Genomic DNA, 22074 nt, shown 5'->3' with positions numbered 1-22074 from the left:
GGGTTTTCTATATTCTATAATACGTACGATTACATTTTCACTTGAGATTTTACCTCTGGTAAAGTTTCATATCCCATATTAAATAGACCGAAACCATAGATATCTGTCCATTCTTGAATCTGTTGCTCGGTAGATTTTCCTGCGCCATGCCCAGCGTCTGTTTCTATTCTTATTAGAGTAGGCGCATCACCTGCTTGCTTAGACTGCAGCTCTGCCGCAAATTTAAAGGAATGTGCTGGCACTACACGATCATCATGATCTCCTGTAGTTACCATAGTTGCTGGATAAGAAACGCCTTCTTTAATATTATGCAGTGGAGAATATCCTTTAAGGTATTCAAACATTTCTGGATTATCCTCGGCAGTTCCATAATCGTATGCCCAACCAGCACCTGCTGTGAATTTATTATAACGCAACATATCTAGAACTCCTACTGCAGGAAAAGCAACTCCTGCTAGGTCTGGACGTTGTGTCATAGTAGCTCCTACTAACAAACCACCATTAGAACCACCTTGAATAGCAAGGTGTTTTGTGTCGGTATATTTTTTTTCTTTGAGCCATTCTCCTGCGGCTATAAAATCGTCAAATACGTTTTGTTTTTGCATTTTAGTCCCTTGGTCGTGCCATTTTTTACCATACTCTCCACCACCACGTAGGTTTGCAACGGCATAAACGCCACCCATTTCCATCCATGCTGCTCTAGTAACTGAAAAACCAGGATTAAGAGAAACATTAAAGCCTCCATAACCATATAGAATCGTTGGATTCTTACCATCTAAAACCATCCCTTTTTTGTAAGATATGATCATAGGTATTTTTGTACCATCTTTAGATGCATAGAAAACTTGTTTACTCTCAAAGTTGTCGCTATTGAACTTAATTTCTGGCTTGCGATATAACTCTGATGTTCCTTTTTCTATGTTGTATAAATAAGTACTACCTGGAGTTGTATAGTTAGTAAAACTATAATATAAAGTTGCGTCTTTTTCTTTTGCTCCAAAACCACCTACGTTACCTATTCCTGGTAGTTTTACTTCTCTTACTAAAGTACCATCATAACGGTATTGTTTTACTTGAGAAACCGCATCTACCATATATTCTGTAAAAATATACCCACCAGCAGTAGATGGAGATAGTACATGCTCTGTTTCTGGAATGACATCTTTCCAAGTGTCCTGTGTAGGATTTGAAAAGTCTGTCATTACTATTCTTTTATTAGGTGCGTTGTAGTCGGTAACTAACCAGAGTTTTGTCCCTTCATTATGAAGTAAGTACGTATTGGTATCAAAATTATCTACAACAGCAACTAGAGGAGCATTAGGTTTATTTAATTCTTGCATCCACATTTTACCACCGTTAGTAGAGGTGCTACCTGAGATGACTAAGAATTTTTGATCTTTTGTAACACCACCGCCTACATATCTGTATTTCTGGTCTGGTGTACCACCAAATATGACTTTATCGTCACTTTGAGGTGTACCCATTTTATGGTAGTATAACTTATGCTGATCTGTCATAGCACTTAACTCACTACCATCTGGTTTATCATAACTAGAATAGAAGAAACCGTCATTTCCTTTCCATGACATACCTGAGAATTTTACATCTATGATGGTATCTCCCACTTGCTTCATGGACTTTACATCCATAACGATTACCTTTCTCCAGTCGCTACCACCTTCACTTATAGAATAGGCAAATAAAGAACCGTCTTTTGTAAAACTAGTACCGCCTAAAGAAGTGGTTCCTTTTTCACTAAATGTATTGGGATCTAGAAATACTTCAGCAGTTTCTGGATCGCTATCTTTCATGTACCTATAAATAACGTACTGATTTTGTAAACCATCGTTCTTATAGAAATAAGCATAATCTCCTTCTATAAATGGAGCGCCAACTTTTTCATAATTCCACAGCTCAGTAAGTCTTTCTTTAATCTCATCTCTATATTTAATTTGAGATAAGAAGCCTTGAGTAGTTTTATTTTGATCTTTTACCCAGTTACCAGTTTCTTCACTACGGTCATCTTCTAACCATCTATAAGGATCTGCTACTTCTGTACCGTGATATACGTCTACGGTATCCACTTTTTTAGTTTGCGGATAAGTCATTGCCATACTTTTTTGTTCTTTCTTTTCTTCTTCACAAGAGATTAATGTTGCTAGAGCTGCTACTCCATAAAGCCATTTTTTCATAACTATTGTTTTATAAATTTAGAAGTTCTTTTACCTAAATCTGTAGTGATTTGAGCTAAATAGATTCCAGACTTCAATTGATTAGTGTTTATGATAGCACTTGTAGAAGTAGTTATCAAGCGACCATGTAAATCATATATATCGGTACTCAATATATTTTGATCTGTGGTGATTTCTAGATGTTCTTGAACAGTATTATGAACTAAAATCAAGTCAAATCTATCTTCTATAGAATTTTCACTAAGTACATTTCCTACATATTTAAATACACCTTGACCAGTAGTTGCGTTACTAAAACTACCACTATACCCTACTGTGGTATTAAAAAAGACATTATCCACATGTTGATCTGTATCGATATTAATCCATGTAACACCATCATCACGAGAGTAGGAACTACCTGCAAAACTCACTTCACCACCTGTACTCACCATACTAGTAGTATTAGGAATGTAGGTAATGGCACCACCATAAGGTGCGCCGGTACCTGATAAGACTATAGTCGTCCAGTTTGCTCCTGCATCTGTAGATCGGTATAAATTTCCTGAATTATCTTGAATAACACCTCTAGTTGCGGTTGCAAAAGAGATATCTCCAGAAATAGCTGTCCCGCCAAAATTGCTTAGTGGAGATTGATACACACTCCAACTCACACCTCTATCTGCAGAATGAACGATACGTCCTGCGCTGGTGGTAAACCATATACTATTTCCTGAATAGGCAAATTGTGCTAAAAATCCTGTCTCATTACTCAACGGACTCGGTAAGCTTGAAGAAGGAATTCTGGTATAAGTGGCACCTCCATCATTAGAGCTGTAAATCTCCCAATATCCATTTGCTGGGTCTCCTATGGCAAGACCATTATTTGCATCAAAATAATGAACTACATTAGGAAAACTCGTAGCCGAATTAAAAGCTGCGCCTGTCTGTTGTGTCCATGTCATACCTGCGTCTATAGTTTTCCAAATACCACCTTGTTGTCCTGCTTGCCTAGGATGAGCAGCTACAAAAGCTGTAGTGCCATCTACACCACTCACATCAGAAATACCTAAACCGGTATCTCCCAGGTCAAAGGAACCTGCACTCCAGGTATTACCAGAGTCATCTGTTTTAGAAAACTGTTGTACATTATTTATAGTATTTACACCATCATAAGCAATGGCCCATGCTACATTTTCATCAACTACATGAAATCTATTTAAACCGGTTAGATTATTCGTAAATCCAGAAGAGTTTTCTGTCCAGAATTGTGCATGAACTACAAAACAGAAGGATACTAAAAAACCAGTGAGTATTTTTTTAAACATAACTTATAACGTTAGATACGTAAAGTTAGATAAAAATACTCACTGGCTTGTTAAAGGATGTCTTTTTAAACTAAATCATTCGCTATAAGGTATTCTGCGATTTGAACAGCGTTAGTAGCAGCACCTTTTCTAAGGTTATCTGACACGATCCACATATTAACGGTATTTTCTTGAGAATAATCTCTTCTTATACGGCCTACAAAGACGTCATCTTTTCCATGTGCCATTAAAGGCATAGGATATACATTAACATCTACATTATCTTGTACTGTAATACCAGGTGTATCTGACAATAATTTTCTAACAGCAGACTCATCAAATTCATTTCTAAATTCTACATTCACACTCTCTGAATGTCCACCTACCACAGGAATACGTACTGCAGTTGCAGTAACAGCGATGGTTCTATCGTCTAAGATTTTTTGAGTTTCATTAACCAGTTTCATCTCTTCTTTTGTGTATCCGTTTTCTTCAAATACGTCACAGTGAGGAATGGCATTTTTATGAATCTGGTAAGGATAAGCCATAGGACCTTTTTTACCTTGAAATTCATTTTCTAGTTGTTCTACTGCCTTTACTCCAGTACCTGTAATGGATTGATATGTAGAGATAACTAATCTTTTTATACCGTATTTCTTATGAAGTGGCGACATAGTAGCCACCATCTGGATAGTAGAACAATTAGGATTTGCTATAATTTTATCTTCCTTAGTAAGAGAAGCAGCATTTATTTCTGGAACGATAAGTTTCTTATCTGCATCCATTCTAAAAGCACTAGAATTATCTATAACGGTTGTTCCTACTGCAGCAAACTGTGGAGCAAATTCTAAACTCACAGAACCACCAGCAGAAAACAGAGCTATATCTGGTTTCATCTCAATAGCCTGTTTCATACTTACTACCTTATACTGTTTATTCTTAAAGGTAACCTCAGTACCAACAGATTTTTCTGAGGCAACTGGTATAAGAGTTGAAACATTTAGGTTGCGTTCTTCAAGGATACGCAGCATGACCTGGCCTACCATACCGGTAACACCTACTACAGCTATTTTCATTATTTTAAATTTAGGAAGTAAAAGTATATAGTCAGACCTTCTTAACCATACAATTATCCAATATTTTCAATTTTGCACAAATTGTTTAATAATTAACAAATGTGGCTTAACAGCATACTTATTAAGCACAAAAAAACCGCCTTATCTTACAATAAGGCGGTTTAATAAGTAGGTTAAAACCTATATATTATTTTTGCGTTTTGATAGCATCACGTATCTCTGCAAGTAATTTTTCTTCAGCTGAAGGTCCTGCTGGTGCTGGAGCTTCTTTAGGCTTTCTTGCTTTGTTGTATGCTTTAACGATTAAGAACAGTACAAATCCTACGATTACTAAAGAGATAATAGTGTTTATCCATGCACCATATAATATTGCATTTTCTGGTTTAGTAACTACACCATCTGCTCCTACTATTGCTTCAGCAAGTACTACCTTCATATCTTTGAAGTCTACTCCACCAGAGAAATGACCTATAATAGGCATCATGATTAAGTTTACAAATCCTTTTACTACAGCACTAACTGCACCTGCAAGTATAACTGCTATGGCAAGGTCCACAACATTACCTGTCATGATAAAATCTTTAAATTCTTTAAGCATCTTTTTGATTATTTAGTTAAAATGATACTGCAAATTTAATTTATTTAAACCTGTTAACAAAAACTTAAGAAAAAATGGTTGCACTCAGAAACAAAAATCAGACGTTATACATCTATTATCGATTAATTACTTAAATAAACACGTTTTACTCTTTTCTGGATTCCGGTAAGTAATTCATATGATATTGTACCAGCATCTTCAGCCATTTGTCTTGAAGTATGTACTTGTGGATCAAAAATGACAACCTCGTCACCTACGCTTGCTTCTATACCAGTAATATCTATCATTAACATGTCCATACATATAATACCTAATGTAGGTGCTGCATGCCCATTAACTTGAACTTTTAATTTTCCATAACCATAAATACGGTTAATACCGTCACCATGACCTATAGCTACTACTGCATAAGTAGTACGATCCTTTGCCACAAACATGCGGTTATAACTCACCGTTTCTCCAGCTTCGATGGTTCTAATTTGTGAGATGTTAGAGATTAAAGTACCTATAGGTTTTAAATGCTTATCAAATTTTAAATCATTACCAAAACCATAAAGCCCTATCCCAGATCTTACCATACTAAAATGCGCACTCTTAAAATTGAGTATGCCACTGGTATTTGATTCATGTTTGAGAATTTCATAGCCTAGTTCATCTTGAATTCTATCTGCTAGTTTTTCAAAGAGCAAGATTTGTTTACTAGTAAACGCCTCTTCATCTAAATCTTCACTAGCTGCAAGATGCGACTGTAGTCCTCTTACTTTTATTTCTGGAGAGGACTTTATTTTATCTAGCACTTTATCTAGATCTACCGCATCTATTCCTATACGGTTCAATCCTGTGTTAAACTCTATATGTATGGGATAAGACTGTTGGTTTTTCGCTTTCGCGAAAGCGGTAAAAGCATCCAGCATTTCTACACTATAAATAACTGGTTCTAGACAGCGATCTATACATATCTCTAAATTGTGCTGTTGTGCATGCAAAACTAAAATAGGTTTAACAATCTCATTATTTCTTAACTCTACCGCTTCTTCTACATAAGCAGTGGCAAAATAATCTGTACCTAAATCTTGTAATTTTTGTGCTACTTCTACAATACCATGACCATAGGCGTTTGCCTTAACGACCGATATAAATTTTGTGCCGTGGTCTAATTTGCTGCGTAAATAATGGTAATTATGCTCTAAGGCATTAAGATTCACTTCTAGCCTCGTACCCTTTGGTTGCATTTTTATGATAAATTTTTATCGTTTACTTCTTCTACATCCACATCCATATCCTTCACCTTATTTGCTATCATCGCTTTATAATATGCTGCGCGACTTAATGGTTCATATTCCTGTTGTTCGCCTAGCATGACCACATCTTCGTCTGCAGTTTTACGGTAAGAATATTGAGCGAGGTTACCTGTTCTGGTGCATACTGCATGCACTTTGGTAACATACTCTGCTGTTGCCATAAGTGCCGGCATAGGACCGAATGGATTTCCTTTAAAATCCATATCTAGTCCAGCAACGATCACTCTTATACCACGATTAGCCAGTGCATTGCACACCGCTACTATCTCGTCGTCAAAGAATTGAGCCTCATCTATTCCTACTACCTGGCAGTCATTTGCTAGTAAAGGAATATTTGCTGCTGCAGGAACTGGTGTACTTTGAATCTCATTAGAATCGTGAGATACCACCATCTCCTCATCATATCGCACATCTATAGCAGGTTTAAAAATTTCTACTTTTTGTTGCGCAAACTGTGCTCGTTTTAAACGTCTTATAAGTTCTTCTGTCTTACCAGAGAACATAGATCCACAAATTACCTCGATCCAGCCGAATTGCTCTTCATGATTAACGGTATTTTCTAGAAACATTTTGTAATTTACAGGCGTTAAAAGTGGGATGCATTTCCCATTTTGAGAATTCAAAAATACAAATAAACCAGCGGCAATAATCCCAATATGAAAAAGAAAATAGCAGCAGATCTTACTAGCCTAGCACACCGTATTCTACAACTGAAGAAAAAGGACGATGTGAATGAGCTACAAGCCATTGCCAAAGAATTATATGAAAAGCTTACCGTTCTTGCCTTTACAGAAAAACATTTTGCCGATGTGCAGCCCACTGCTGGTGATGCAGAAATAGAACGCAGACTCTCAAATGCATTTACCGAGGCACAAGAAGACGTAGATTCTATTACTGGAGAGGTAGAGCAAGTAATGGAAGACACACAAGAAGAGGTAGAAGATGCTTTTGCAAACAATGATCTAAGTGAACTTTTCATGCCTAATGGTGAGGATACTAGAGAAGAAATAGAATTACCTGGAATATCTACCATACAAAAAATGGTGGTAGAAATGCCTGATGAAGTTCCTGAAACTAGTGCTCAAATTGAAATTCCAGAAATTAAAACACCTGAACCAGAACCTATAAAAGTAGAAACACCAGAGGTAGAGAAGACAGAAGAAGTAAAACCTGTAGTAGATGAAAAAATAGTAATTCCAGATGTAAAGAAATATACAAAGAACGATCTAGAAGAAATCACTGCAGATTTTCAAACTATGCCCGTTTTTGAGCGTAAAGTAAATGACACTAATGCAAGCGATAAACCTCTATCCCTTAATGACCGTTTAAATCGCGGTCTTAAAATAGGTATGAATGACCGTCTAGGTTTTATTAAGCACCTTTTTAACGGTAGCGACCAGGATTTTAATCGCGTGATATCACAATTAAATACCATGACTACTTTTAACGATGCATACAGTTTTATAGACACTATGGTGAAACCAGATTACAATAATTGGGAAGGAAAAGATGCCTATGCAGACCGTTTTCTAGAATTAGTAGAAAGGAATTACTAGCTGTTAAAAATTATTTGAAATTTATAAAAGCAGGATTCAGGTCTTGCTTTTTTTTTGGATTCCGCTTTCGCGAAAGCGATACTACCATTAATATTATATCATAACTTACTTAAATTGCGTTATATATAATTAAACCAACCATAATTATGTCATTATACCTACAAAGACTTGAAGAGGTGAAAAGCTTCTTTGATAATAAAGATACTGTTCTAGGCTATCGCAAGCTTATGGATTGCGCGATGGACACTCAAGATATGGACGTCTATAAAAAAATGATTGCTCTTACCGACTGGAAAGAACAACATGTAAATAATGAGACCGGATTAATCTCTAGATCTATGGAGGTTTTGAGTCTGTTACAAACTAAAAAGGTAGAACCTGCATCTACTCAAGGCCCTGTAATAACAGCTAGTGATATTACTAAAACTTATGGTAGAAGCGGTTTTCAATTAGGACCGGTTTCTATAGATATTAAAAAAGGACATATTTATGGACTGGTAGGAGAAAATGGTAATGGTAAAACTACCTTACTGCGCATTCTAGCTAGAGAGCTTAATAATACGAGTGGTTCCTTAAACTATGTATTTAAAGAAGATATTGCCTCTGACTATGACCTGCGTGCAAAATTAGTTTACATACCGCAACGCACAGCAACCTGGTACGGTAGCCTTAAGGATAATCTCAAATTTGTTCTTTCTAATTACGGCGTTGCTCCAGAGGAAAATGAGACTCGTGTACTCATGATGATTGCTAGACTAGGTCTATGGAATTATAAACAGCTTAAATGGAGTGAACTCTCTTCTGGTTATAAAATGCGATTTGAACTGGCTAGAACATTACTACGCCAGCCAGAGGTGATGCTACTAGATGAGCCACTGGCAAATCTAGATGTACTAGCCCAACAGGTAGTTCTAGAGGATTTAAAATCTATATGCAACTCGGTAGTAAATCCTATTGCTTTAATTTTAAGTTCACAGCAGTTGTATGAAGTAGAAAAAGTATCTGATAAAGTGATTTACCTTAAAAATGGTCAGTATACAGATAACAATGCTAGTTTTAAAGGTGAGACTCTCGATCAATTAATTATAGAAATAGATAGTACCAGCGATAGAGAAGCGATTAAAAAAGCCTTTGAAAATTTACCTATTGAAAAGCTAGTTTATAACGGTGGTGTTTACCTAGCTTATTTTGCTGGTGACACACAATTTTATCGTGTACTCTATGCTCTAGGTGCTGCCCAAATAGAGGTTACTTACATACGTAACATATCGAGTTCTACTAGAAGATTCTTTGTTTCCTAATCCAGCCAAATCATGAAAAAATTTATAACTGCAAAAAACCAAGCGCTTTTAGAAAACCATCCTACGCTATGGAATACTAAAATAGTATGGATGCTAGCCGCTTCACTCATTCTACACATCTTATTCTATTTAATGGGTTGTGTGGCGCTCATGAATCCTGAGTCTTTACAGAAATATAGTGCGATAGAAAACTTCTTTAGTAATGGGGTTATTCTTATATCTGTAATGGTAAGCATATTACTGCTTGTGCTATGGCTCATTTCATTATTTAGAAATAATGCTTTTAAGAATTTTTATCCTAATAGCAGGGTAAAGCTATTTAAACAGTTTGCTAGCTATTTTATCATATTTCTAGCGGCAACTACCTTTTACTATTCTTATACACTAGGTATGCAAACCTATGTCACATTAACGTATAATGATGTGCGCATGGAAAAGGATATAGCACTTACTAACGCTGCTGCACCGTTCTTCACTCACGATCTCTCTCGTTATGAACTGGACCAATTAAGAAATCCTAATCCTTTTGATAAATTATACTGTGCTACCGCAGTCAGTACGGTAGATGTAGACCAACCTTATTTTGAATTTAAAGATAATTATTATCAGTTCTATAGTCTTAGAAAACAGGTTTACCCTATAGACAAATCTGTTGATCCTCATGATGTTACTGGTAACATACTCAATGAAACTAAAGACAATAAACAAATCTTTTATTTTAAAGATGAAGTCATAGATGTGAATCGTTATGTAAAAACCAGCGCGCCTAGTTATTACAATTACAATAAGTTATTTTATAACAATGAAGAAGATGATTATAGTTCTTATGACTATCAATATAGAGATGACTATAATCCATTTACTAAGATTACAAAGAAGCAAAAAGACTTCATAGAAAACCACCAAGCTTTTATTACCCAACATGATAAGGAAGCCTATAATAAATTACTAGGTGATTTTATAGAACTAGCAAGTGATTACAGTATATCGCATAACCTCACCACAAAGTCTTGGCTAGACATAGCTTATACAAGCAGTCCTTATGAGGTTAAGAAAATAATATATGATGGCTCATACCCTTATAAACATAGCGTTTCTTATCAAGAAGAAAACGACTTTGTTATATATGAAAATTCTTTAAGATCGCGCACCTATTACCTAGACAGTAATTCTTTAAAGCAAGCTCTTAAAAACATAGATGAGATAAAAACGACTAACATATTTGAAGGTACCATCCATATCTTTTTATGGATGGCATTTTTCTTTGCTTGTATTGTCTTTATTTTCAGAACGACCAGTTTAAAATCTTTACTGTTTTCTATAGTAGCCAGTGTATTACTCGTGATATTAATAGGTCTGATAGCAGCATTTTTTGGGTTTGTAGTTGATTACAGCTCGATGATACAGTATTTTGTTATGTATTTTACCTTAATACTAGGTACGTTGATACTTACAGTAGCCTTTTTAGGACTTTCTAAAGTAAATAAATTGATAGGTTCTATCTTTATGAACATTACCATAGTAGGGTTTGTACCTTATATCTTTTTGATATTAATAATTATAGATACACATCAAAATGACTGGTGTGACTATCATTATTATGATCGTTATGAACAATACAATACTGTCGATCCATGCCTAACCATTATGGACTATTTAGATATCTACTGGAGCTATGCATTACTAGCAGCTGGAGTATTATTTATATTCTTATACTGTAAGAATATTTTAAAATGGCGCGCACAACCAGATGGCTAAAGAAAAGTAAGTTGATGGTTCCGCTTTCGCGAAAGCGGAACTATCATCAACTATACACTCAATTTACACCTATGAGATAGAAGTTTCTTTATATAATTTATCGAGAATAACTTGTTCTTTTTTGATATAATATCTAATAAAAAACAGCATCGCTATCGCAATGGGAATACTGGATATCCATGTGTAATTGAACCAAAAATGAGATAAGTTTTCTTTAAACGTAGGTATAAGCATTATAAAACCTAGCCAATAAACAACAAGAATAATAGGAGTCAACACTTTGTGTAATATTAACCTAGACCTGTAGTATTTTTCAATTGCGCTCTTATAATTGTTATAAGAATTATCTAGTGCTATTTTTGCTAATTTTTGTGTAGAGAAAAGTTCAGCAATCACTCGATAAGCTATTGATCCTACCATTAAAAACAAACCTACATAAAAGCTCACAGGCGCTGTGTAACCTACCCAAATAAGGTATGCAACAAGAACAGCGACCGTAGCTATTAAAACCGCTATAGTGATTCTATTTTTGTTTTTTAAGCGATTGACGCGATTAGATATAGTTGGCAACAGAGCCTCATCTATAGGTTCTTTATTCTGTGACCAAGAGTTTTGTATTTCTTCAAATGTTTTCATTATTTACGCATTTAGTTAGTTGTGTCTTAATACGATTTAATCGTGTTCTAAGAGCATTATGTTCTATTCCTATAATTAGAGCGATTTCCTTCTGAGGGATTCCTTCTAACTCAAGTAAAATAATCGATTGATTTTCTTTGGTTAATTGGTAAATACAAGAATAAAGGCTTTTAAACTGCTGTTCTTTATCTATTGATTCAGATACAGTAGTTTCTTTATCTAATATTTCTATGGAGGTTTTAATATATTTCTGGTGAGTACGTAATTGTTGTAAACAAGTATTTACTGTTATGCGGTATAGCCATGTAGATCTTTGTGAACCACCTTTGAAACTATCCCAATGCTGCCATACTTTGATAAATACCTCTTGCAGCAAATCTTTTGCTACATGCTCGTCACCCTGTACATAACCCATGCATAGCCGCAGCACTTTATTATACTGCTCTCGATACAGTTTTTCAAAATCTATTTTAGAATTTTTATTCATTAGACTAATATAAGTTGGAGTTGCTTTTGAAACCAGATAGGAGCATCTAACATTATAAAGTGCATCGCATCCTTATTAACAATTAAATTATAACTACTTAGATTCTTATATTGGTTTTTATAAGTTTGAGTTGCTCCTTCTACTCCATATAATTTACCTGCTCCAAGAATAGTGACTGGTACAGTGATCTTGTTTAATAGGGGTCTCACATCTAGTTTTAAATAATCTGTAAAACCATATACATAAGTTTTGCGATCACAATTAAGTATGCTCTGCTTAATTTCAAGTTGGTGTTGAGAAGAGGTGACCATTCCTTGTGCCATACCCATAGCCATTTGCTCAAAAGCAGCATCTTCCATAGACAGCATGTTTTGATTATAAGGATTATCATAGGTCATGCTTTCTGGTGAGAAATTAGGAAACATTAATGCTCCAGTACAAGGTAAACCATCTACTATAATAATTTCTTTGATTTTTAAATCTGACTGCGAGGCGAGCCATGTTGCAATAGTACCACCCATACTATGACCTACTATTACTAGTTGATCATTATCAATGGAATGTACATAGGCTTTTAAATCTTCTAATATGGTAGGCAACCATGGAAAGTCTATAGGCTCGACTTTTCCAAAACCAGCATAATCAATGATATGACATTGGTTTGTTTTAGAAAATTGAGTTACTGTTGCGTCCCATACAGATGCATTACTTGCAAATCCAGGAAGAAATAGTACTGGATTCCCACTACCAGTAACGGTAGGACTCACACTCTCTAATTGTGCACTAACTTGTTTAACAAATAATAAAACAGCGATTAATGATAGTTTAAATAAAAATTTCATGATTGGTATTTTAATGATTTATCCTTTAGATACAAAATCACCAAAATGTTACATCAATATCTACATTATTTTACTATTTAAAATTCCAGCCATTAAAAAACCCTTTCAGAATCATATTCTGAAAGGGTTTATTTATGTCACTCCGGTTATGGAGATTCCTGCTTTAGTAGGAATTAATTAGTTATTCAATGCTTCAGCACCACCTACGATCTCAAGGATCTCGTTAGTAATAGCTGCCTGACGTGCTTTGTTATACGTTAGTTTTAATTGATCTCTCAATTCTGTTGCGTTATCAGTTGCTTTGTGCATAGCTGTCATACGTGCACCGTGCTCACTAGCCCAAGAATCACGCACTCCTTTGTACAATTGCATCTTTAATGACTTAGGAATTAACTCTTCAATGATTTCTTCCTTAGAAGGCTCAAAAATATAGTCCAGTTCCTTTTGTTCTTGAATCGCTTCTTCATCCTTAGCTACTGGCTTAAGAGGTAAGAAATCTTCAGTTCTTACTATTTGAGTAGCAGCATTTTTAAAACTGTTATAAACGATAACAATTTTATCAAACTCTCCAGTAACAAATAATTCCATCAACTCTTCAGCGATTACTGCAACATTATCATAAGATATGTCATCAAATAAATCACTTTTATTAGATTGAACAGGAGATGCTTTACTTACAAAATCATTTGCTTTTTTTCCTATAGCCATATAAGAAACTGCAACACCTTTTAATTCTTCCTGATTTAAACGAGTCAGTTCTTTAATGATGTTAGAGTTAAAAGCACCTGCAAGACCACGGTTAGAAGTAATAGCAACTACTAGTGCTTTATTTACCTCACGTTGTTCTGCAAATTTACTACCTGCATCGCCTTCCATAGTCGAACTAAGACTTTGAAGAATTTCAGTAAGCTTATCAGAATAAGGACGCATTGCAGTAATAGCATCTTGTGCTTTTTTAAGCTTTGCCGCACTCACCATCTTCATTGCAGATGTAATCTGCATGGTAGATGATACTGACGATATTCTGTTTCTTATTTCCTTAAGGTTTGCCATAATTTGTTAGAAGTTAGATTTTAGGGTTAGAGATGAGAAACAAATTTCTCATCTCTAACTTCTAAGTTCTTAGTATCTACTAGAAAGATCTTTTGCTACTGCTGTAAGTGTATCAATCACCTCGTCAGTAAGCTTTCCAGCTTTAAGAGTATCTAGAGTACCTCTATGCTTTGCATTAAGAAGTTCTAGGTAGTCTCTTTCAAATTCTTTTACTTTCTCAATAGGCACATTTCTTAACAAGTTCTTTGAACCTGCATAGATAATTGCGATTTGATTTTCAACAGGGTAAGGATTGTTTTGACCTTGTTTAAGGATCTCTACGTTTCTCTTACCTTTTTCGATAATACTTAAAGTAGCTGCATCTAGATCAGAACCAAATTTTGCAAATGCTTCTAATTCACGATAAGCTGCTTGATCTAGCTTTAAAGTACCAGATACTTTTTTCATCGATTTGATTTGTGCATTACCACCTACACGAGATACCGAGATACCTACGTTAATTGCTGGACGTACACCAGAGTTAAACAAATCACCATCTAAGAAAATCTGTCCATCTGTAATAGAAATAACGTTAGTTGGGATATATGCAGATACATCACCAGCTTGCGTTTCAATAATAGGAAGTGCCGTAAGAGATCCACCACCTTTTACGATAGGCTTTAAACTCTCCGGTAAATCATTCATACTTGCAGCAATTTCATCATTATTGATAACCTTTGCAGCACGCTCTAATAATCTAGAGTGTAAGAAGAATACATCTCCAGGATACGCCTCACGTCCTGGTGGACGACGTAGTAAAAGAGATACCTCACGGTAAGCAACTGCTTGCTTTGATAAATCATCATAAATAATAAGTGCAGGACGACCAGTATCACGGAAATACTCACCTATCGCTGCTCCAGCAAACGGTGCATATACTTGCATCGGTGCAGGATCAGATGCATTTGCAGCAACAATAGTTGTATAAGCAAGTGCTCCAGCCTCTTCTAGTACTTTAGAAATAAGTGCCACGTTAGACGCTTTTTGTCCTATCGCAACATATATACAATATACTGGTTCCCCAGCATCATAAAATTCTTTTTGGTTGATAATCGTATCGATACAAACGGTAGATTTACCAGTCTGACGGTCACCGATTACAAGCTCACGCTGTCCACGACCTACAGGAATCATTGCATCAATAGATTTGATACCAGTTTGCATAGGTTCTGTAACTGGCTCACGATATACTACTCCAGGTGCTTTACGCTCAAGAGGCATTTCATAAAGATCTCCTTCTATAGGACCTTTACCATCGATAGGCTCTCCTAGTGTATTAACTACACGACCTACGATTCCTTCACCTACTTTAAGGGAAGCAATACGCTCAGTACGTTTTACAGTATCACCTTCTTTGATACTTGTAGATTTACCTAGAAGTACAACACCTACGTTATCTTCTTCAAGGTTAAGAACGATTCCTTCTAGTCCACTTTCAAAAGAAACAAGTTCTCCATATTGTGCGTTAGAAAGACCGTAAACACGTGCGATACCATCACCTACGGTAAGTACGGTTCCCACTTCATCAAGAGATGCAGTTGCATCAAAACCTGATAATTGTTGCTTAAGTATTGCAGATACTTCTGCTGGATTTACTTCTGCCATGTTCTTATTTTTATACTTGTTTCAATGATCTTTTTACAGATCGTATTGTTTGTTATGATATCGCTTTCGCGAAAGCGGAAAACTTTTAAACCTTACTAGTTAGTAGCAAATGTTCTTTTAAGTTCACCAAATTTATTCTGTACACTTGCGTTTATCTCTCTATCACCTACCCTAAGGACAAAACCTCCTAATATAGATGGATCGATAACTTTTTCAAGTGTTACTTCTTTTCCTGCAAGTTCCTTAGCCTTAGCTAGTACTTTATTCTCCAGATCTGCACTGATTTCTACAGCAGTAGTTACCGTTGCGATCTCACGTTTATTCATTTCTTCAAAACGTAATATATAACTTGTTGCTACATCTAGAAGAATATCAGCACGTTTGTTTCTTACTAAAAGGTCAAAAGTACTCATGGTTATCGCACCAGTATCTTTAAATACCTGACGTAAACCATCTCGTTTTTGAACATCTTTTATGATAGGACTCACTAAAAAGTTACGTAATTCCTTGTTTTTAGAAACAGTCACAAGGATGCTTTTCATATCTTCATTAACAGCAGCAGCCTCATTCTTATCGACAGCTAGTGATAGAATGGCCTTTGAGTAACGTGATGCAGCTCTTGATAATTTCATAGTTTCTAAATATTTGCTTCAGCAAGCATTTTATCGATAAGTGCTAATTGTGCGTCTTTCTCAGAAAGCTCTTTACGAGTTACTTTCTCAGCAATATCTAGAGAAAGGTCAGCTACTTGAGATTTAATATCTGCAAGAGCAGCTTTTTTCTCAGATTCTATAGCTTCTTGAGCACTAGCAATAATCTTATCTGCTTTTTCTTGAGCCTGACCAGCAGCATCTGCTATCATTTGCTCTTTAATCTCACGTGCATCTTTAAGCATCTCATCTCTTTGAGCACGAGCATCTTGAGCAGCAGCTTCATTAGAAGCTTCTAATCTTGCCATTTCTAGTTTTGCATTTTCAGCAGCTTTAAGAGCGCTTTCTATACCTTCTTCACGCTCACTTAAAGCACTAAGAATAGGTTTCCAGGCAAATTTACCTAGCAATACAATAAGAATGATCAAAATGATCGCTTGCATAAAAAACAAGCCAGGTGAAAAATCTTCTAATAAATTCATTATTCTACTTTAAAATACTAATTTTTAATTTTTAAAAACACTACCTGTAACCAACCGTTACAGGTAAGTGTTCTTTTTGTAAAATGTTATCGTTAGATATTAACTACCTAAGATAAGTGCTCCAAATGCAAGCCCTTCAAGAAGTGCTCCAATGATGATCATTGCTGTTTGGATTTTTCCTGCTGCTTCTGGTTGACGAGCAATAGCTTCCATTGCTTTTCCACCAATTTGACCAAGACCAAGACCTCCACCGATTACGATAAGACCTGCACCAACTAAATTAAGAGTTCCCTCCATGATTATTGAAATTAAAAATTAAACAAAAAAATTAAATAAAACGTTCTCTTACTTCATCTACATCATCTTCCTCTGTACCTGCATGCTCATGATGATCATGCTCTGCAACTGCCATACCTATAAATAGTGATGACAACATGGTAAAGATAAACGCTTGTAGAAAAGCAACTAATACTTCTATTACTGATATAAATAAGGTAAGCACAACAGATAATCCTGTAGAACCTACTGCTCCAAACTGAGCTTTAAGTGTAATCATTAATGCGATAAGACTCATCACAACAAAGTGACCTGCAGTTATGTTTGCAAAAAGACGTATCAATAGTGAAAATGGTTTTGTGAAAATTCCTAATAACTCAATAGGAATTAAAACTATCTTCATTAAAACTGGCACATCTGGCATCCAGAAAATGTGTTTCCAGTAATCTTTGTTTGCACTAAATTGTACAATAAAGAAGGTAAACAAAGCTAAACAAGAAGTAATAGCGATCTGACCTGTAATGTTAAAACCGAATGGTGTAAGACCTAAAAGGTTAGAAATCCAGATTAAGAAAAATACCGTTAATAAATAAGGCATGAATTTTTTGTACTTGTTCTCTCCTATGTTAGGACGAGCAATCTCATCTCTTACATAAAGAACTAAAGGTTCTAAAACACGACCTACACCTGTAGGAATACTTTTAGTCTTGTACTGTCTCGCTAGAGAACGGAATAACAAGAAAATAATTAAACCTACTGCTAGTAAACCAAAAACAGATTTAGTAATAGAAAAATCAAACACCTTGTGAGCATTTGAAGGATGGTGATCACCATCATAACTTACCGCTGCAGCACCAGATTCTAATTCATAAATCTTACTGTGTAGTTTAAAGAATGTAGCATCACCTTCTTTTACAAGAACCTGAGCATTATCATCATGATGAAATTTTGATGATAAGAAAAATTTAGGACCTGCACTAGACCACACCATAACTGGTAAAGGGAAACCTATGTGCTTGCGCTCATTTGCATCATTTGTGTAAGAAAATAAATGAAAATCGTGAGAGTCTTGTAAGTGATGTTCTATATAAGACTTGATCTCTTCTTTTGTATTCACTTTTCCACCATCGGCAACCACCTGTTCATGATGATCAACATCACCATGGTTATCCTGTGCTTGTGCTGTTGCAAAAGCTGTTAGGATTAAAGCAAAAAAAGCTGTTTTTAAGTACGCTGTAAACATGTAAATCACCTTAAAAAGTTAGGTCTTTTAATTCGGCTGCAAATGTATGACAAAAAAACGTGTAAAAACATAGCTTTTAAAAGTTAATTTTTTCACGATTTTTAAAGAGGTTTTTAACCGCCAATTAATTCTTATTAAGCCACTTAATAACAATTGCCGCTTCCATAAATAAAAAGATAAAGTATGGTACTAGAAAGCCTAGTAACTCTACCTTAGATAATTTAGGATCATCACTCAATAATTCAGGGAATAAAAGAAACACTACACCGAACTTTACAAACACTAGAGCTAAGAATGAAAAGCCTAATTTATCAGGCACTAAACCAAAAACATATTTCAACGCACTCACCGTTATAAACGTCGCTGCACCTAAAAATGAATAGGTTTTAATTAAAGAAATCGCAGGGTCTTCTACTATAAGGTAATGTGCACCATAAAAAACGGCTGTTAATAATAAGACTACAAGAAATGTTTTAAGATAAAAATTCACTGGATGATTTTAAGGTAAATAATAGTACGACTTTAATATGCAACAAAGAAAACCCTAAAACTGGTGATGACTACCATCTCTAGTGCAAATTTTAATTACCGACTATACGATAGTAATTAACTACAGGTAGTAATCGTTATCACATAAATATTAAAAAATGAATGCCTAGGCTGTTTTCCCTCTTTTACCAGCGGTAATAGATTTTACTGGAGCATCCATTTTACAACTTGCATTAAAAGTAGCTCCAGGCTCTACGGCCAGTTTTTGAGTAGAGACATCTCCTTGAATATTTGCTGTGGACTTTAAACTAAGAAGACCGTTAACCACTAATGTTCCAGAAAACACACCTTCTACGTCTGCATTTGCGCACTCTAGAGTACCATCTATCTTACCATCCTTACCTATCACTACTTTACCAGGCGTTTTAAGTGTACCGTTTATAACACCATCTATTCTAAAACCTCCATCACTTACTACATCGCCATTGATTGTTGTTCCATGACCTATTCTATTTTGTGATTTACCTGCTTCCATAGAAGATTTCTTATTTTTTTTATCGTTAAACATATGATTGCGTTAAAGCATTTCTTTTTGGTACTTATCTAGATTCTTATAGACCTGAATAATCTTATAATTTTCTGACGCTATAGCAAAGAATGATTTTGTTATGTTATAATTATTCTCAGGTTTTGCCATAAGGTCACCTAGACCTCTTGCGCCTAGTTTTGAGTTTAAACCATGAACTACTACTAGTTTCTCGTCCTTATTATATACATCTACAGAGACTCTAAAGTTATAATTTTCGTTTTTAAACACCTCTAATAACTTATTCTTTAGATTCTCCATTGCTATGGCGTCTGTAGTATTAAATCTATAAACTAGCTTAAAGTCTTTTAAATTATTTTCTGGCTGGAAAGCCTCTGCAATTTTAATAGTCTCAGCATCTGAGGCTAGTTTTTGAGCGCTTTTACCTACTTCTGTATTTGGAAAATTTAAAGCCACGTAGTCCAGACCTTTTTTATACTCTTCAAAACCATACAGTCTACCAGCTGCAAATGCCTTTAATAATTCTAGACGCGGTACTATGTCATCACCACTAAAACGATTTGCATAATTCTCTGCACTAGATATAACTACTTCATAATTCTCCTTTTCATACTCTTTGTAAAGTCTATTATAAACAGCTAGTGGACTAGCACTATCATCTAGTTTTGCCTCTGGATTCCTTAATATTTGAGCATATCGTGTATCTGGATAGTTAGATATGATTTTGTTTTTTAATTGTTCCGCTTTCGCGAAAGCGTTACTACCTCCATCTTCTTTATAAATTAAATACAAGTTATAAAGTGCTGGCAACAATAATTTCTCTTCAGGATCGTGAGTTAATAAGGTGTCAAAACGATTAATAGCAAGATCATTGCGCTTAAACTTCTCCTTATATATCACTCCTAATTGATAGTAAGCAAAATTTCTAGATTGCGCGATGCTGTCTAGCATGATTTTACCTTCTGGCAAAGTGCTTGTGTAGAATTCTGTTTTAAATTCTGGTCTCACTTCTTCTACCTCTGTGATTTGCTCATCTATCACCTCGGTCTCTAGTTCTTCTTTTTTGTTTTTACGTCTCCAGTTATCTTTAAGATCACGTTTACCCCATTTTCTTCTAAAGTCTACCTTACCGCGGGCAACAGTTTGCTGGTTATAAAAATAAAAAGAACTACCAGTGTTTTTTAAAGTACCTATCGATGATCCAGGTGTAGAAAATGACGGGCCCGTTTTGCTACGTTTTGTTACACCTTTAATAGTCTGAAATGCATTCTGATTTTGTGCTTCTTTTGCAGCTTCTACCTCAGCGGCTTGTGCTATGCGCTCTTCTTCTGCCTTAAGCTCGTCTATGTACTCTTGGTAATATACCGCTTGCTCTTGCGGCGTCATTGCTAGTACTTTAAAAATACTATCGGCACTGCGACGTCTACCTTCATAGAAAATAACATCTTCTAGATTGTTTCTTTTTTTAGTAACTAGTCTGTGTTCTTTTGTACGTTCTACATAATTTGCAACAGCACTATCATAATATTTACCTGCGTTTACAAACTTAGCCTCGTCAAAACTGATTTTACCCAAAGCAGAATAATTGTTACCTCTCAAATATCTGTCCTGACCGTTTCTTGCACGCAAGGATTTGTTATAATATTCCTTTGCACCTTCTATACTGTCTTCATTCTCATAATAAATAGCTTTACGAGAGTAGATAGCGTCTAACCATGGTCTGTTTTCTCTATTCTCTTCTAGATCTGTTATGGTCTCTAGCAGTTCTACTTTAGAATCTTGAGAATCGTCAAAGTTTTTTATTTTTTCAATGTAGGCGTTGATATAATAACGACGTGGGATCTTGCGATGCATGTCTATAATTTCATCATAATGTGCAAATGCACTATCGCGCTGCCCTTGTTTTGCAAAAAGTTGTGCTGTTATAAATTTATATCTAGCCTGTGTTTCTCTATTTTTAGTCTGTCGCTCTGCACGATTCATGTAAAGTAACGCACTATCTACTTGTTCTATATTTAAAAAAGCTTGAGACAGAGTTGCGTTTGCAATAGCGAGATCTTCTTGTTCTATATCGCCTTTTTCTTCTTTTAGTAATTTACTTAAATTTTTAATTGCTATTTCATTATTATCCAGTCTCATATGAGTTCTCTCACGCCATACTTTGGCCTGGTTGATCTGGTCGCTCTCTGGCATAAATTGCAATATGTAATTAAATGCCTCTAACGCAGGTATAAAACGCTGGTCATAATATCTAGCCTTACCTAATAGCATGTAAGCCTCGTCCACTTGTGGATTATATTCTGTTTCATTTATGAGCATGGAGTGCTTTTGCACTGCTTTTACTGCTTTTTCTTCGGCACGTTCAAAGTTGGGATCTGCTGGTTTTTCACCTGGCAAGAATACTTGATCTTTTAAAGTCATGCGTTCTACCGGGAGAATATCCCAGTAATTATCTTTATAAGTTTGTTCTAGTCCATCGAGACCAGCCTGTAAAGCAAGGTTACCGTTATAAAGAACATTATACTCTGTCCCGACAGCATGAAGATTACGACTTATAAAAGAATTGTTTTTCCTACTACAGCCGGTAATAATAGCTATGAGTAGAAATGCGATACAAATATTGTAGAAAAACTGTTTCAAAAAATAGGTTTTAAACT

21 protein-coding genes are annotated in these 22074 nt (G+C 35.4%); 3 read left to right on the top strand and 18 right to left on the bottom strand.

What is annotated here, in order from left to right; genetic code table 11:
- Window positions 1-29: 29 nt before the first annotated feature.
- From ACJJVJ_RS10520 to ACJJVJ_RS10495, 6 genes are all read right to left on the bottom strand, one after another.
- Complete coding sequence (locus ACJJVJ_RS10520) at window positions 30-2192, bottom strand: prolyl oligopeptidase family protein (RefSeq protein ID WP_405370163.1); 2163 nt, start codon at window positions 2190-2192, stop codon at window positions 30-32.
- A 2-nt stretch (window positions 2193-2194) separates the two neighbouring features.
- Window positions 2195-3499 carry a T9SS type A sorting domain-containing protein gene (locus tag ACJJVJ_RS10515; RefSeq protein WP_405370162.1) on the bottom strand — a complete coding sequence of 435 codons (1305 nt, stop codon included), beginning with the start codon at window positions 3497-3499 and terminating at the stop codon, window positions 2195-2197.
- Between the two features lie 65 nt (window positions 3500-3564).
- Window positions 3565-4554, bottom strand: coding sequence for an aspartate-semialdehyde dehydrogenase (locus ACJJVJ_RS10510; protein WP_104514153.1), 990 nt, complete (start codon window positions 4552-4554; stop codon window positions 3565-3567).
- A 187-nt stretch (window positions 4555-4741) separates the two neighbouring features.
- A complete protein-coding gene (gene mscL / locus ACJJVJ_RS10505; RefSeq protein WP_348114173.1) occupies window positions 4742-5152 on the bottom strand; it encodes a large conductance mechanosensitive channel protein MscL in 411 nt (136 codons plus the stop codon).
- A 122-nt stretch (window positions 5153-5274) separates the two neighbouring features.
- Window positions 5275-6384, bottom strand: coding sequence for an alanine racemase (alr, locus tag ACJJVJ_RS10500; RefSeq protein ID WP_405370161.1), 1110 nt, complete (start codon window positions 6382-6384; stop codon window positions 5275-5277).
- A gap of 2 nt (window positions 6385-6386) precedes the next feature.
- Entirely contained in the window at window positions 6387-7022 is a 636-nt protein-coding gene (locus ACJJVJ_RS10495) for a thymidine kinase (RefSeq protein WP_104514156.1), read from the bottom strand.
- A gap of 87 nt (window positions 7023-7109) precedes the next feature.
- Here ACJJVJ_RS10495 and ACJJVJ_RS10490 point away from each other — a divergent pair, with 87 nt between their 5' ends.
- The 3 genes from ACJJVJ_RS10490 (at window position 7110) to ACJJVJ_RS10480 (ending at window position 11068) form a co-directional block, all read left to right on the top strand.
- Complete coding sequence (locus tag ACJJVJ_RS10490) at window positions 7110-8009, top strand: hypothetical protein (RefSeq protein ID WP_405370160.1); 900 nt, start codon at window positions 7110-7112, stop codon at window positions 8007-8009.
- Window positions 8010-8155: 146 nt separating this feature from the next.
- Window positions 8156-9310 (top strand): ATP-binding cassette domain-containing protein, encoded by a 1155-nt coding sequence (locus tag ACJJVJ_RS10485; protein ID WP_405370159.1) that lies wholly within the window; start codon window positions 8156-8158, stop codon window positions 9308-9310.
- A gap of 12 nt (window positions 9311-9322) precedes the next feature.
- Window positions 9323-11068: a hypothetical protein gene (locus ACJJVJ_RS10480; protein ID WP_405370158.1), complete on the top strand. Its 1746-nt coding sequence runs from the start codon at window positions 9323-9325 to the stop codon at window positions 11066-11068.
- Between the two features lie 69 nt (window positions 11069-11137).
- On the opposite strand, the gene ACJJVJ_RS10475 is transcribed toward ACJJVJ_RS10480, so the two are convergent.
- The 12 genes from ACJJVJ_RS10475 to ACJJVJ_RS10420 all read right to left on the bottom strand — a co-directional run bounded on the left by ACJJVJ_RS10475 (window position 11138) and on the right by ACJJVJ_RS10420 (window position 22057).
- The gene (locus ACJJVJ_RS10475; RefSeq protein WP_405370157.1) at window positions 11138-11704 is read right to left on the bottom strand and encodes a hypothetical protein; all 567 of its coding nucleotides are present in this window, start codon (window positions 11702-11704) and stop codon (window positions 11138-11140) included.
- Window positions 11691-12191, bottom strand: a complete 501-nt coding sequence (locus ACJJVJ_RS10470) for an RNA polymerase sigma factor (RefSeq protein ID WP_405370156.1) — start codon at window positions 12189-12191, stop codon at window positions 11691-11693. Before ACJJVJ_RS10470 ends, ACJJVJ_RS10475 begins: the two co-directional genes overlap by 14 nt.
- The gene (locus ACJJVJ_RS10465; RefSeq protein WP_405370155.1) at window positions 12191-13033 is read right to left on the bottom strand and encodes an alpha/beta fold hydrolase; all 843 of its coding nucleotides are present in this window, start codon (window positions 13031-13033) and stop codon (window positions 12191-12193) included. Before ACJJVJ_RS10465 ends, ACJJVJ_RS10470 begins: the two co-directional genes overlap by 1 nt.
- Window positions 13034-13210: 177 nt before the next feature.
- The gene (gene atpG, locus ACJJVJ_RS10460; RefSeq protein ID WP_104514164.1) at window positions 13211-14086 is read right to left on the bottom strand and encodes an ATP synthase F1 subunit gamma; all 876 of its coding nucleotides are present in this window, start codon (window positions 14084-14086) and stop codon (window positions 13211-13213) included.
- A gap of 69 nt (window positions 14087-14155) precedes the next feature.
- Window positions 14156-15730 carry a F0F1 ATP synthase subunit alpha gene (atpA, locus tag ACJJVJ_RS10455; RefSeq protein ID WP_104514165.1) on the bottom strand — a complete coding sequence of 525 codons (1575 nt, stop codon included), beginning with the start codon at window positions 15728-15730 and terminating at the stop codon, window positions 14156-14158.
- Window positions 15731-15825: 95 nt separating this feature from the next.
- Window positions 15826-16362, bottom strand: a complete 537-nt coding sequence (gene atpH, locus ACJJVJ_RS10450; protein ID WP_405370154.1) for an ATP synthase F1 subunit delta — start codon at window positions 16360-16362, stop codon at window positions 15826-15828.
- A 5-nt stretch (window positions 16363-16367) separates the two neighbouring features.
- Window positions 16368-16862, bottom strand: a complete 495-nt coding sequence (locus ACJJVJ_RS10445; RefSeq protein WP_104514167.1) for a F0F1 ATP synthase subunit B — start codon at window positions 16860-16862, stop codon at window positions 16368-16370.
- Between the two features lie 99 nt (window positions 16863-16961).
- Entirely contained in the window at window positions 16962-17159 is a 198-nt protein-coding gene (gene atpE / locus ACJJVJ_RS10440; protein WP_104514168.1) for an ATP synthase F0 subunit C, read from the bottom strand.
- 31 nt (window positions 17160-17190) lie between these two features.
- Entirely contained in the window at window positions 17191-18381 is a 1191-nt protein-coding gene (atpB, locus tag ACJJVJ_RS10435; RefSeq protein WP_104514169.1) for a F0F1 ATP synthase subunit A, read from the bottom strand.
- A 124-nt stretch (window positions 18382-18505) separates the two neighbouring features.
- Window positions 18506-18871 carry a hypothetical protein gene (locus tag ACJJVJ_RS10430; RefSeq protein ID WP_104514170.1) on the bottom strand — a complete coding sequence of 122 codons (366 nt, stop codon included), beginning with the start codon at window positions 18869-18871 and terminating at the stop codon, window positions 18506-18508.
- Window positions 18872-19036: 165 nt separating this feature from the next.
- Window positions 19037-19438 carry a polymer-forming cytoskeletal protein gene (locus ACJJVJ_RS10425; RefSeq protein WP_104514171.1) on the bottom strand — a complete coding sequence of 134 codons (402 nt, stop codon included), beginning with the start codon at window positions 19436-19438 and terminating at the stop codon, window positions 19037-19039.
- A 9-nt stretch (window positions 19439-19447) separates the two neighbouring features.
- Window positions 19448-22057, bottom strand: a complete 2610-nt coding sequence (locus tag ACJJVJ_RS10420; RefSeq protein WP_405370153.1) for a tetratricopeptide repeat protein — start codon at window positions 22055-22057, stop codon at window positions 19448-19450.
- Window positions 22058-22074: the final 17 nt, after the last annotated feature.

Origin of the sequence: Nonlabens sp. Asnod2-A12 (assembly GCF_045063745.1) — a bacterium.
Taxonomy (GTDB): domain Bacteria; phylum Bacteroidota; class Bacteroidia; order Flavobacteriales; family Flavobacteriaceae; genus Nonlabens; species Nonlabens xylanidelens.
This window is presented reverse-complemented; position numbering and strand designations above follow the sequence as displayed.